The 12,217-nt window shown below is 66.6% G+C and carries 15 protein-coding genes and 1 pseudogene; 10 read left to right on the top strand and 6 right to left on the bottom strand.

Annotation, left to right across the window (positions count from 1 at the left end):
- Window positions 1–154 precede the first annotated feature (154 nt).
- Window positions 155–541 (top strand): hypothetical protein, encoded by a 387-nt coding sequence (locus AC1MFL_RS18060; RefSeq protein WP_479811672.1) that lies wholly within the window; start codon window positions 155–157, stop codon window positions 539–541.
- A gap of 10 nt (window positions 542–551) precedes the next feature.
- Here AC1MFL_RS18060 and AC1MFL_RS18055 read toward each other — a convergent pair whose 3' ends face one another.
- Window positions 552–878, bottom strand: a complete 327-nt coding sequence (locus tag AC1MFL_RS18055; protein ID WP_301231250.1) for a chorismate mutase — start codon at window positions 876–878, stop codon at window positions 552–554.
- A 14-nt stretch (window positions 879–892) separates the two neighbouring features.
- On the opposite strand from AC1MFL_RS18055, the gene AC1MFL_RS18050 reads away from it, so the two are divergent.
- The 3 genes from AC1MFL_RS18050 to AC1MFL_RS18040 all read left to right on the top strand — a co-directional run bounded on the left by AC1MFL_RS18050 (window position 893) and on the right by AC1MFL_RS18040 (window position 2,583).
- Entirely contained in the window at window positions 893–1,315 is a 423-nt protein-coding gene (locus tag AC1MFL_RS18050; protein ID WP_479811670.1) for a VOC family protein, read from the top strand.
- 382 nt (window positions 1,316–1,697) lie between these two features.
- Entirely contained in the window at window positions 1,698–2,240 is a 543-nt protein-coding gene (locus tag AC1MFL_RS18045; protein ID WP_479811668.1) for an alpha/beta hydrolase fold domain-containing protein, read from the top strand.
- Complete coding sequence (locus AC1MFL_RS18040) at window positions 2,155–2,583, top strand: alpha/beta hydrolase fold domain-containing protein (protein WP_479811666.1); 429 nt, start codon at window positions 2,155–2,157, stop codon at window positions 2,581–2,583. Before AC1MFL_RS18045 ends, AC1MFL_RS18040 begins: the two co-directional genes overlap by 86 nt.
- Before the next feature lie 357 nt (window positions 2,584–2,940).
- Here AC1MFL_RS18040 and AC1MFL_RS18035 read toward each other — a convergent pair.
- A pseudogene (locus AC1MFL_RS18035) lies at window positions 2,941–3,668 on the bottom strand (SOS response-associated peptidase).
- Window positions 3,669–3,864: 196 nt separating this feature from the next.
- Entirely contained in the window at window positions 3,865–4,548 is a 684-nt protein-coding gene (locus AC1MFL_RS18030) for a DedA family protein (protein ID WP_479811664.1), read from the bottom strand.
- Between the two features lie 359 nt (window positions 4,549–4,907).
- On the opposite strand from AC1MFL_RS18030, the gene AC1MFL_RS18025 reads away from it, so the two are divergent.
- The 3 genes from AC1MFL_RS18025 to AC1MFL_RS18015 all read left to right on the top strand — a co-directional run bounded on the left by AC1MFL_RS18025 (window position 4,908) and on the right by AC1MFL_RS18015 (window position 7,041).
- Window positions 4,908–5,165 carry a mycoredoxin gene (locus AC1MFL_RS18025; protein WP_024367105.1) on the top strand — a complete coding sequence of 86 codons (258 nt, stop codon included), beginning with the start codon at window positions 4,908–4,910 and terminating at the stop codon, window positions 5,163–5,165.
- 146 nt (window positions 5,166–5,311) lie between these two features.
- Window positions 5,312–6,397, top strand: coding sequence for an S-(hydroxymethyl)mycothiol dehydrogenase (locus tag AC1MFL_RS18020; protein ID WP_479811662.1), 1,086 nt, complete (start codon window positions 5,312–5,314; stop codon window positions 6,395–6,397).
- Window positions 6,394–7,041 carry an MBL fold metallo-hydrolase gene (locus AC1MFL_RS18015; RefSeq protein WP_479811660.1) on the top strand — a complete coding sequence of 216 codons (648 nt, stop codon included), beginning with the start codon at window positions 6,394–6,396 and terminating at the stop codon, window positions 7,039–7,041. Before AC1MFL_RS18020 ends, AC1MFL_RS18015 begins: the two co-directional genes overlap by 4 nt.
- Window positions 7,042–7,169: 128 nt before the next feature.
- Here AC1MFL_RS18015 and AC1MFL_RS18010 read toward each other — a convergent pair whose 3' ends face one another.
- The gene (locus AC1MFL_RS18010) at window positions 7,170–7,943 is read right to left on the bottom strand and encodes a lipoate--protein ligase family protein (protein ID WP_479811658.1); all 774 of its coding nucleotides are present in this window, start codon (window positions 7,941–7,943) and stop codon (window positions 7,170–7,172) included.
- Between AC1MFL_RS18010 and AC1MFL_RS18005 the strand changes: the two genes are divergently transcribed.
- Complete coding sequence (locus AC1MFL_RS18005) at window positions 7,936–8,319, top strand: DUF2177 family protein (protein ID WP_479811656.1); 384 nt, start codon at window positions 7,936–7,938, stop codon at window positions 8,317–8,319. The genes AC1MFL_RS18010 and AC1MFL_RS18005 overlap by 8 nt on opposite strands.
- 117 nt (window positions 8,320–8,436) lie before the next feature.
- On the opposite strand, the gene AC1MFL_RS18000 is transcribed toward AC1MFL_RS18005, so the two are convergent.
- Together AC1MFL_RS18000 and AC1MFL_RS17995 are read right to left on the bottom strand one after the other, a co-directional pair.
- Window positions 8,437–9,240 (bottom strand): thioesterase family protein, encoded by an 804-nt coding sequence (locus tag AC1MFL_RS18000; protein ID WP_479811654.1) that lies wholly within the window; start codon window positions 9,238–9,240, stop codon window positions 8,437–8,439.
- Between the two features lie 72 nt (window positions 9,241–9,312).
- Window positions 9,313–9,597, bottom strand: a complete 285-nt coding sequence (locus tag AC1MFL_RS17995; protein ID WP_479811652.1) for a DUF427 domain-containing protein — start codon at window positions 9,595–9,597, stop codon at window positions 9,313–9,315.
- A 200-nt stretch (window positions 9,598–9,797) separates the two neighbouring features.
- Here AC1MFL_RS17995 and AC1MFL_RS17990 point away from each other — a divergent pair, with 200 nt between their 5' ends.
- Both AC1MFL_RS17990 and AC1MFL_RS17985 read left to right on the top strand, forming a co-directional pair.
- Window positions 9,798–10,508: an endonuclease/exonuclease/phosphatase family protein gene (locus AC1MFL_RS17990; RefSeq protein WP_479815556.1), complete on the top strand. Its 711-nt coding sequence runs from the start codon at window positions 9,798–9,800 to the stop codon at window positions 10,506–10,508.
- An 11-nt stretch (window positions 10,509–10,519) separates the two neighbouring features.
- Window positions 10,520–12,214 carry a SulP family inorganic anion transporter gene (locus tag AC1MFL_RS17985; protein ID WP_479811650.1) on the top strand — a complete coding sequence of 565 codons (1,695 nt, stop codon included), beginning with the start codon at window positions 10,520–10,522 and terminating at the stop codon, window positions 12,212–12,214.
- Window positions 12,215–12,217 lie beyond the last annotated feature (3 nt).

Genomic DNA, 12,217 nt, shown 5'->3' with positions numbered 1-12,217 from the left:
TCCCGGACCACACCATCTGAATAAACCATCATCTGTACCAAAACAGTAGGCAACTATTCGAACACATATTCGAACAACTCCAGTCTACGACGGTGCCGGGGCAAAACCTAGATCAGGGGTGGACGGACGCAGGCACAGGTAGCAGGATTGAGCCATGAGCTCCCATAACGCACTTCTGAAGCACGTAAGCATCGCCGCCGAGGACATGTCCTTGGTGGCGAAGTTCGATATAGACGGAAATATCCCCGGCCAGGGCGCCTATGTGGTGGGGCTGGTGGCGGCTACCCCGGATCATTCCCACCAGCGACGAATGGGGATCGAGTTCATGAACGGGGAGGCAGTGTCCTTCTACTGCTTCAGCCACGACGGCACGGAGGAGAACTTTGACCTCAAGGGCGTGGAGCACTCCGGCAACACCATTACCGGGCACTTTCCCCTCAGCACGGTCATGGGCCTGGCCAAGGGCCACCTCATGACGGCGTTCAGCGACTGCGACGGCCGCGACTACCAGGCGAATGTCCCGGTGGAGGAAGCCCTCTAGGCCGCCGGCCCTACGAGCTGGCTTTGTAGACTTCCAGCTCGAGCGTGATGAACGCGTCGATCATTGCCCGGTAGGTCTTCTCCACGAGGTCGACGTCGATGTCCTTCTGTTCCGCGGTGGCGCGGACGTGTTCGATAACGCGCTCCACGCGCCCGGGGGCCCGCACCTCGGCACTGTCCGCCTTCAGGGTTCCGGCGATCCGGATCAGGCGCTCGCGGCGGCCGATCAGCGACACGATCTGCTCGTCCACCTCGTCAACAGCAACCCGCACGGCGGCCAGCTGTTCCCGGTCGGCTTTGGCAGCTTTTTCGTCTTGGTGATTTGTGGACATGTCCATGACAATATCGAAGGATGCAGCCACGAGTCGATCTGATCTCACTGGGCGTCCACAGCGTCGAGGCCTCCCGCCGTTTCTACGTCGACGGCCTGGGCTGGCCCGTGCACCGGGAAGTCCGGGGCGAGGTCCTCTTCATTCAGGCCAATCACGGTCTCATCCTCTCGCTCTGGGACACCGGGCAGATGCAGGCCGAAGCCGCCACCGATCCCCCAACTGCCAGTCCGTCCATCACGCTGAGCCACAACCTGGGCAGCGCCAGGGAAGTCGACTCGGTGATGGCAGAGGCCGATTCCGCCGGAGCCTCCATCGTCGCCGCTCCGAAGACCCAGCCCTGGGGCGGCTACACCGGGTATTTCGCCGACCCGGACGGCTACCGCTGGGAAGTTGCCTTCAATCCCAGCTGGGCGGTCGACAGCGGCGGCAAAGTCACGCTCTGACCCGCCGTCGGCGGGTCAGCCCCGCAGGGGTTTTGCCATACCGGCGTCATGGAGCTCACAGGATGGCTTAGCCCGGAAGAATCCTGGAAGCAGCATGACCGCATGGAGGCACTCGTCAGAGCGTCCTCCACGGAGGTGCCTGTTGTGCGCTCAGGCCCTGGTCCGGCCGGGTCTCCCTGGGCGAATGCCATGATGCAGCGCCCGGCATCGACGTCTGCCTGCCGTTCCGCGCCTACCGGGGTGGCACGCTCCGCAATCGACCGGGGCGGGGCCCGCTGGATAGACCGCTCCTACGGCGGCGTGGGATTCAGCCGGCCGGGTCCAAAGCCTTCCCTGCTGGTCCAGGTCCGTCAAGGGGCATTCCTCAGGAGATCACTGGCAGGTGAAAGAGACATTTGCCGATGACGAGTTGACGCAGTGGATATCGGACATCCGGTCACAACCAGCAGAGGCCCCGCCCCTGGATGTGAACAAGCTGCGCGCCGAGCGTGTGAGGCCGGCCGGGCCAAGCTTGCTTCAGGTACTGGAGCTGTCGCTGCCCGGCGACAACGCGGTTCAACTGCGTTTCTACCGCCCCACCGCGCAGCCCCTGCCGCTCGTTGTCTACGTCCATGGCGGGGCCTTCATTTTCGGGGACCTCGATTCCCATGACCGGACGTGTCGCCGTCTGGCAGTGGAGGCCAACGCCGCGGTACTGGCGGTCCACTATCGGCGAGCGCCGGAGAACCCGGCACCGGCGGCGATTGACGATGTGGTCGCCACCCTGAAGTGGGCCGTCGGGCCAGCGGCAATTCCAGGATCAATCAAGGGTTCCCCGTCCCTTGCCGGCGACAGCGAGCGTGCAGCAGACAGGGTGGGGATGGGGACTGGACGCGGGGGCTTTAGCGTGGTCGCTACAGCAATGGGTGCCGGACATCGACGCTGAAAAACTCGAGATGTGGAGCCCATTGCACGTCAGGTTCAGCGGTCTGCCACCGACGGTGATAGCAACGGCGGAACACGATCCGCTTCGTGATGAGGGCGGTGCTCTGGCTCAAAAGCTGATTGCCGCAGGAACAGAGGTCCACCACGTTGGTCATGCGGGACAAGTTCACGGATTCCTCAGTCTCGATGCGGTGTCCCCCACGGCGTTGCAGGCCGGGAACAATTTACTGCGGCGATTTGCATCCATAATTCGCGACAACGGCCTCTTGCCGGGTCGCCGCGGCAGGGGGCTGCCGTTGCTGACACCGGATCGAAGCGGGAACCCTGACTGGTCAGGCCATTGAGGCGGTGAGAGATTCAAACGCCGGAGTACCTCGGTGCCCTAAGCCACCTCTGCCCGCATTGCTTTCGCCGACAAAGCCGCACTGCTGTGACCCAGGGCACAATGACCCTGTTGAGGTTCCCGGTCGCGAGGCTAACGTGGCTGGAGTACACGGCGGCACGCCTATTCGAGCCGGTGTGCCAGGAAGCAGCGGTGGTGCCGGCGTCTGTCGGCGGCACCACGCAGCATCCGCACCAGCGGACAGACGAGCCGCCGCACGATGGCGCCGCCGGGGATTCCCGCATCCAGCACGGATTACCGCCCGTTTCCTCCGTTCACCCCAAAGACGGCGCTCCCGTCCGGCGCGACTGGCACCAGGCTAAAACAGGCTCCCCACCGGCTGGATGAGTTCCGGGGAGTCGTTTCTTACATTCCCGACGGCGGTGCCGACGGCGTCGATTGTCCAGCCCTCCGCAACGTCATGCGCCCCGGACCGGACCAGGTCCACGAGTCCGGCGGCATCGTCGGCCTGCGGGCCCAGCCACGCCTGCATCGTCCCGCGGTCCATCGGGAGCGGCACCCGGTCGTGCAGTGCCGTGAGTTCGGCCAGCATTCCCCCGGCGTAGCCCTCCGGCGGCGAGTCGGTGGTCATGATCGACGTGGAGAGCAGCCAGCGGTCCGGGTCGCCCTCGGCCTTGGACGGGTCCTTCCACCATTCGTAGAGTCCGGCGAAGACAATCGGGTGGCCGTCCCTTGGGTGCACGTAATAGGGCTGTTTGCCGCGCCCCTCACCCTTCCACTCGTAGTAGCCATCGGCCGGGACGGCGCAGCGCCGGGAGCGGGTGGCCTTCCGGAACGCCGCTTCTCCAGCACACTCTCGCTGCGGGCATTGATCATCTTCGACCCGATCCCCGGATCCTTGGCCCAGGACGGCACCAGGCCCCACCGGGCAATATGGAGCTGGCGGACCGGTCCCCCGTCCACCAGCCGCTCCAGCAGGATCGGCACATCCGCCGTCGGAGCCACATTCCACGACGGCGGAATCGCCACCTCGTCCTCAAGTTCGGCGTCAAACTCGGCCAGCAGGTCTCCGACGGCCCGGGCCATCACGTAGCGTCCACACATGGCACCAGCTTGCCACCGCGCCCCGCCCCTGTCATCCGGTGTGCTGCCCTCACGGTGTGGCCGGGCGGTCCCGGGGCCGTTGCAGGGTCGCGGCTGCCCAGGGCAGGCGGGTAATGGCGTTGGCTGCCGCGCCGGGACCAGGTTGACAGCCGGGACCAGGTTGACAGCTTGGCCGGCTTCAGTCGGCGTCGGGCACGCCGTCCCCTGCCCCTTCCGCCAACTTCAGCTTCCGGCGTCTGCGCCGGCGCCAGACGACCACCAGGCCAAGCACGACGAAGGGGACCAGCACCCAGCCGCCGATGTCGAGAGCGTCACCGATGGTTTGGGCCAGCGCCCCGGCCAGGTAGGCGAGGACACTCAGGCTCGCGACCCAGGCAATGGACCCTGTGATGTTCCACAGCAGGAACTTGGGCCACGGCATCTTGGCAGCCCCCGCGGCAATGGCGCCCCAGAGCCGGACGACAATGACCCAGCGGCCGAAGAACAAGGCGGTGCCGCCGTGCCGATCGAAGAACGACTCCAGTTGGGTGATGCGTTTCTCGTCGGCGTGGAAGCGCTGTGCAAGTCGCAGCATCAAGGGACGGCCTCCCACCCGCCCCAGGACGTAGCCAATGGTGCTCCCGAGCATGGCGCCCAGGCTGCCGACCGCGATAACGGCAGCAAGGTTCAGATTTCCGTGGCGCGCCGAGGCGTAGGCCCCCAGCAGTGCGGCCACGGCGGGAAGCGGAACACCGGCGCACTGGGCCAGCACAATCACGAAGACGCCGAAGTAATACCCCCATTCGTCCACAATCCCTGCTTCCGCGGCGACGAAGCCTGCCCAGCCGAGCGCCACGAAGCGGAGGGCAACAAATCCGGTCATCGCTCACACCTCACTCCGCTGCTCCGCCGTGGGTCAGAATGACGGTCCCCGCGCTGCCCGCGTTTGTTCTGCAGCCGGGACCCCCGCGACGGCACCGGGATGGCCCCTGTCTACCCTTGTGGCCCGGGCCGCGTCAAGAGCACAGTCGCCTCATTGGTCCGCCCCATAGACTCCGGGCATGGCAAGAACAGCAACCGTGTTGCTGCCGGGCTCGGGGGCGAAACCATCGTCCGCCTGTAACCGCACCCGCTGTGCGGGAATAGCGGCCTGCGGGTTACGGTTGTTGCCAATGACGTACGACTTTTTGTCGGCAACCGGCGCTGCCACCAGCGCCGTCAAACAGCTTGAAGGAGAACTTCGTGGACTTCACCCCCGAATCCGGCACCATCACCATGTTTTCGACCACTTGGTGCGGCTACTGCAACCGTCTGAAGAAGCAGCTGGATGCCCAGGGCATCGGGTACACCGAGATCAACATCGAAGAAGTTGAAGGCACCGCAGATCTCGTGGAGAAGCTCAACGGAGGAAACCGCACCGTGCCCACCGTGCTGTTCCCGGACGGCACCGCGGCCACCAATCCCTCCGCGGCAGAGGTCAAGAGCCGCCTCGCGGCCTAAGGCATTTCCTTTTTCCCGATGACGACGACGGCGCGGCCACCCCGGTGGCCGCGCCGCGTTGCGTTGTGCAACTGAAGTTTGCTTGAGAAGTTTGTGACAACCAGTTTTGCGGCTGAAGCCGCGACAAGAGCAGAGGAGCTATTTCCATGGTCCATAAAGTCAAAGGCGCAGTAGTCCGCTCCAAGGGAGCACCCGTCACCCTGGAGACCATTCTGGTCCCGGATCCCGGGCCCGGCGAGGCCCTGGTGGACATCCTCACCTGCGGTGTCTGCCACACCGACCTGCACTACAAGCAGGGCGCCATCAACGACGATTTCCCGTTCCTGCTCGGACACGAGGCCACCGGCGTCGTCAGTGCAGTGGGTCCGGACGTCACGCAGGTGGCCCCCGGCGACCGCGTGGTGCTGAACTGGCGCGCCGTCTGCGGCGAGTGCCGTGCCTGCGCCAAGGGCCAGCCGCAGTACTGCTTCAACACCCACAACGCCGTCCAGAAGATGACGCTGGAGGACGGAACTGAACTCTCGGCTGCCCTGGGTATCGGCGCGTTCGCCGAGAAAACCCTCGTCGCTGCCGGCCAGTGCACCAAAGTGGACCCCGACGCCGATCCCGCCGCCGTCGGCCTGCTTGGCTGCGGCGTGATGGCAGGCATCGGCGCGGCCATCAACACCGGAAACGTCAAGCGCGGCGATTCCGTCGCCGTCATCGGCTGCGGCGGCGTGGGCGTGGCTGCTGTTGCCGGCGCCGCGCTCGCCGGTGCCACCACCGTGATCGCCGTCGACATTGACCCGAAAAAGCTCGAACGCGCCAAGGACCTCGGCGCCACCCATACCGTCGATTCCTCCGCCGTCGACCCGGTCGAGGCCATCCGCGAGCTGACCGGCGGCTTCGGCGCCGACGTCGTGATCGACGCCGTCGGGCGCCCGGAAACGTACAAGCAGGCCTTCTACGCCCGCGACCTCGCCGGCACCGTGGTCCTGGTCGGCGTTCCCAGCCCCGAGATGACCCTGGAACTGCCGCTGCTGGACGTGTTCGGCCGCGGCGGCTCGCTCAAGGCCTCGTGGTATGGCGACTGCCTGCCCTCGCGCGACTTCCCGATGCTGATCGACCTCTACCGGCAGGGCAAGCTGGACCTGGACGCCTTCGTCACGGAGCGGATCACGATCGACCAGATCGAGGAAGCTTTCGACAAGATGCACTCCGGCGCCGTGCTGCGCTCGGTCGTGGAACTGTGAGCGGCGGTCCGGGGAACAGCCTGCGGATCGACCGGCTGGTCACCTCGGGCACGTTCTCGCTCGACGGCGGCACCTGGGACGTTGACAACAATGTCTGGATCGTGGGCAACGACGCGGAATGCATCGTGATCGATCCGGCGCACGACGCCGCCGCGGTCGAGGCCGCCGTCGCCGGCCGGAGAGTGAAGGCAATCCTGCTGACCCACGGCCACGACGACCACATCGGCGCCGTCGGCGAGTTCCGCTCGCGCGTGAAGGCCCCGGTGTACCTGAACCGCGAGGACTGGATGCTCTGGCAGCGCGTGTTCCCGGGCACCGAACCGGACCACGCGATCGAGGACGGGGACAGCTTCGACGTCGCCGGCGCACGACTCGTGGCGCTGCACACGCCGGGGCATTCGCCCGGCTCCATGTGCTTTGCACTGGCGGGCGAGGGCACCGTCTTCAGCGGCGACACCCTGTTCCAGGGCGGTCCGGGCGCCACCGGACGGTCCTACAGTGACTTCCCCACCATCATTGAGTCCATCAAAACGCGGCTGCTGACGCTCCCGGCGGACACCGTGGTGCGCACCGGCCACGGCGACCCGACCACCGTCGGCGCTGAAGCGCCGCAGCTGGAGGAATGGATCGCCCGCGGCCACTAGCAAGGCAGCTGGCAGCAGGGGCCGTTTTGGGCAACCAGAACGGCCCCTGCTGCGCGTCGGTTGGGTCCGCGGCGAATGCCCCATCCGTCCGGACTTTCCCGGCCGGGCACCGGAGCGGGGCGCCGGTCTCAGCCGAGCAGGCTGCCGAAGTCCCCATAGTCCAGGGTGGCGTAGCGGGCGTAGGCCTCGATCACGGCCGCCTCGATGGCGTCCACGTCCAGATGCGGGACCAGGTCGTTGACGGCGCCTGCCGTGGCCGGGTCCCATTCCAGGCCCAGGGCGGCATAGCTGGCCTCTAGCACCGCGCGGATCGGGGCCGAGTTCTCCACGACGATGACCGAGCTGAACAGCCAGCCGCCGGCCACCACCCGCTGGGCGGTGCCGACAAGTTTGAGCCGGTGCTGCGGAAACTCCGGGTCCTGGCCGTGGACACTGAATTCGCCGGGGCAGTACTCGCCCGGGATCTCCCCCACCGCGGCGTCAACGCCGGCGGTCCGCAGCGCGTAAGCCAGCAGCTCGCCGAAGAAGGAGAAACGCCGCTTAGCTCCGGCGATCGCATCCGGGTCCGGTTCCAGGTGATCGATCACCAGGGTCCCCTCGTGATAGGCCGCGGCGCGGCCCCCGGCCTTGCGGATCAGCGGTTCGAACCCGAGCCCCCGGCAGGCCCGCGCTGCGGCGTCGAAGCCCGGCAGGTGCGTGTCGCGCTGCCCGAAGGCCACGGTGGGCGCCGGGCGGTAGAGCCGGAGCATGGGGCCCACCCCGCCGGTCTTGACCTTCCGCAGCAGCTCGAGGGCGAGGTCCAGGTCCGCGGCGGCGCCAAGGGATGCCTTCTGCCGGAAAATCGTCAGCGTCCGGGGTGCGCCCGCGGCCTCCGGCATCTTGTTATGCTCCCTTATGGTCATCTTGCAGTTCCTCGTCGTAGCCGCCGCGTTCGCCGTCATCGATTCCGTCTGGCTCAAGTCGATGAGCAAGTTTTACCGGAGCCATCTGGGGCACCTCATGGCGGACAAGCCCAATCTAGGGTACGCCGTCGCCTTCTATGTCCTGTACATCGCCGGGATCGTCTTCTTCGCCCTCCAGCCCGCGCTGCACGGCGGCAGCTGGCTCACGGCGCTCGGTTACGGCGCAGCGCTGGGCACCTTCGCCTACGCCACCTACGACCTCACCAACGCCGCCACCCTGAAGAACTGGCCGCTCGTCATCGTGGTGGCGGACATCGCTTGGGGCGCGGTGCTGACCGGCCTGGCCACCGTGGTGGGCTGGCTCGTCTTTTACTAGCCCGTCGTCCCCCAGCGGCCCGTCGTCCCCCAACGGCCCGACGCCCCCTAGACCGACGTCCACCAGCCCGTCGTCCACCAGTCCAGGCGGCGGTTCCGCCGCCGGGACTGCCGGCCCCTAGGACTTCCGGAGCGTCAGGATTTGCTCGGCCCGGCCGAACGGGCCTTTGAGGTCGTGCAGCACGGTCGAGGTCAGGCCGATCCCGTCAGTGCCGAAGGAGACCTCGTTGTCCAGCCCAAGCCACTCCCCTTCGGGCTTCCGGTACATGTGGATCTGGAGGTCCAGGTTGGGGAACGAGTAGCTGCCTTTCCCCGGTGGGACGCGGGCGGCGATCCCGTTGGCGGTGTCCACCAGGCCGACCAGCCGGGCCAGGTCACTGCTGTCGTTCCGGTCCGTCAGGGGGTGTTCGGTGTGCAGCCAGACCGTGCCCGAACCGGCGCGGTGCCCGTCGGCAATCTTCATCGTCAGTGACGCGATGTAGCCGCCCGGCCAGATGCTCGCGGCGTTGTAGGGTTCGCAGTTCTCCGGCGCGGGGATCTTCGGATCCTCAAAGGCCGCGATGGCCGAGGTGTCGGAGGTGATCATCCGCCAGGCCGTGGCGCGGATCGCGGTGCGGCCGCCGGCGGTCAGCTCGGCCTGCACCAGTTCGATCGTCCGGCCGGGGCGCAGGGTGGTGGTGACGACCTCGAACTCTCCGCCGGGAATCAGGCCAAGAATCTCGTAGCTCAGGCGAGCCATCCGCATGTCGTCGCGCGGCTCATGCCGGTCCAGGCAGTCGGCCATGATGCCGGAGGCGGGGGCCATGTGCTGCTCGTGTTCATTCCAGGCGCCCTGGGCGTGGATGGTGGAGCGGAAACGACCGCCGCCCAGCACCTCGTAGTAGTAGTCGCCCTCGGCAAGCACCGGTAGTTCAGCAGTCAAGGTCTGCCCTTTCGCGTGGCTGGTAATCCCAGAACACACTATCGCTTCCCCGGTGCCCTACGGTGCCTGCGTTCAGGCTTCCACGCGGACGCCCTGCCAGAACGCCAGATGGTCCTTGATGTGCCCGGCGTCGGGCTTCGGCTCAGCGTAGAACCAGGCAGCATCCTTGTTCCGCTCGCCGTCAACCACGAGGCTGTAATAGCCGGCCTGGCCTTTCCAAGGGCAGACACTGCTGTGGCTGCTGTCCTCCAGGTACGCGGCGTTGACCGAGGAGCGGGGGAAGTAATGGTTTCCCTCCACCATGACCGTGTTGTCGCTCTCCGCGATGACCGCGCCGTTCCAGATTGCCTTTGCCATGGCGGTGTCTCCTGCTCTTTGCCGGGAAGTTCGTGCAAAAACGCGGCCGCAGCCGCGCGTTACTGGGTCAACGTCCGGGTCAGCCCAATGATTCCGTTCTTCCGGGCGGGCGCGCAGTCTCAGTTCCCACGGGCTTAGCCGGACTGGGTAGACTCGGAATCAGACTTTCCACGACTACCCGCCGAAGAGGTGCTCCCCTGATTCGAGTCATCAGCTACAACCTGCGTAAGCACCATGCCAGCGGTGAGCTGGTTGATCTGGCCCGCGATTTTGACATTGATGCCCTGTGTCTCCAGGAATGCGACACCAACGACATCCCGGACACCATTGGCGATCTGCACCTGGCCAGTTCCACCAAGGGCAACCGGCTGGGCCTGGCGATCTACTACCGCAAGGACCGCTTCACGGCGTACGAAACGAAGACCTTTGCCCTGAAGAAGTCACTGCATGACCGCGTCCTCTCCCCCGCCCACGAGCGGCTCATCGGCACCCGGGTGATCGACAATGAGACGGACCACGACCTGGTCATCGCCTCCTTCCACGCGGCCCCCCTCACGGCGTCAAATTCACTGCGCCGGAACCAGATCCATGCCGCCCACGCGGAACTGCTGAGCATGGGCGGCGGCCTCATGTCACTGATGGTCGGTGACTTCAACTACCCGTTCTTCACCAAGTACCTCACCGAAGAGATGAAGGATGCAGGCTACGACCTGACGCTCAGCGACCGCCGTACCTACACGCGGTACAGGGTCTTCAAGGGCCACTTTGACTTCGCCACGTCGCAGGGCCTGAACATCGAGAGTGTCGAAACCCTCCCGCGTGGCGCCTCAGACCACCTCCCCATCCTCGTTTCGGCGGAGTACGGCCAGGACGCTCCGGCGGCCGGCGGCTCCGCGTCCCCTGCTGCGTAGCCAGGGCCACCGTGCGCGGAACGTGGGGACTAAAAGCCCCGCCCGGTCTGCGCATGGTGCGGGACTACCGGCGTCCCTGGCTCAAATCTGACCTGACCGCCGGCGCGGCCCTCAGCGCGTTCCTCATTCCGGCCGGCATGGCCTACGCCGAAGCGGCCGGGCTGCCGGCCGTTACGGGCCTCTACGCCTCGGTCATCCCCTTGCTCGTCTACGCCGTCTTCGGGCCCTCCCGGGTCCTGATCATCGGCCCGGACTCCAGCCTCGCACCGATGATCGCCGCCGCCATCCTGCCCCTTGCCGGCAAGAATCCGGACCACGCGGTGGCCCTCGCCGGCGTCCTGGCACTGCTGATCGGCGGACTGCTCCTGGCCGGCAGGGTCTTCAAACTGGGTTTCGTCACCGGGCTGCTGTCCAAACCCATCCGTGTGGGCTACCTCAACGGCATCGCCGTCGCCATCATGCTCAGCCAGTTGCCCAAACTGCTCGGCATCCCGGCAACCGGCGGCTCGCTCGTCGACAGCGCCGCCGCCACCGCACGGGCTGTGGCCCAGGGTGCCACCAATCCCCTCGCCCTGCTGTTCGGTGCGGGCACCATCGCCATCATTGTCGTCTGCCGTTTCCTGCCGTGGAAGCTTCCCGGCGTGCTGATCGCCGTCGTGGCAGCCACGGCACTGACCGCCGTTCTGGACCTCACGGCGGCGCTTCCCACCGTGGGCGCCCTGCCCCGCGGCCTGCCGGTTCCCGCCATCGGCGGAGTCAGCCTCGAGGAGGTCCTCGCCCTGCTCGGCCCAGCGGCCGGCATCGCGTTGATTGCCTTCGCGGACACCTCCGTGCTCTCCAAAAGCCTGGCCGCCAGGCAGGGCGGGCAGGTGGACGGGAACCAGGAGATGGGTGCCCTCGGCGTCGCAAACGTGGCCAGCGGACTCTTCAGCGGATTTCCGATTTCCGGCAGTACCTCGCGCACGCCCATCGCCCTCGAGGCCGGCGCCAAGAGCCCGCTGGGCGGAGTCGTTGCCGCCGTCCTCGTGGTGGCCTTTATGCTCATCGCGCCCGGGGTGACGACCTTCCTGCCCTCCACCGTGCTGGCCGGCGTCGTGATTGTTGCCGCGACGTCGATCCTTGACCTGAAAACGCTTCTCCGGCTGCTCAGGATGAGCCGGATCGAGGCCGCTTTGCTGGTGGCCACTTTCCTGGGCGTCGCGTTTGTCGGCGTGCTTGAAGGCATCGTTGTCGCCATCGGGCTGTCCCTGATCGCCTTCGTGAGCCGCGCCCTGGACCCCTACCGCACCGAGCTCGGCAGTGTGGGGGACGTCCCCGGCTACCACGACCTGAGCCGGCACCCCGAGGGCCAGCGCGTCCCGGGACTCGTGATCGCCCGTTTCGACGCGCCGCTGTTCTTCGCCAACGGCGCCGTCTTCACCGAACACATCAGGAACCTCGTGGCCGCCGCCCCTGAACCGGTGCGGTGGGTGATCGTGGCATCGGAGGCCATCACCGGCCTGGACACCACCGCGCTGGACGACCTCGTGGCACTCGACGACGAGCTGGCGAAACGCGGAATCAGCCTCGTTTTCGCCGAAATGAAGGGCCCCATCAAGGACCGCCTGATCCAGTTTGGCGTCAGCAGCCGCTTTGGCCCGGACCATTTCTTCCCCACGGTCACCAACGCGGTGCGGAACTACAAGAGCACCTTCGACCTCGAGTAGGAA

Source organism: Arthrobacter sp. BG3 (genome assembly GCF_056680185.1).
This window is presented reverse-complemented; position numbering and strand designations above follow the sequence as displayed.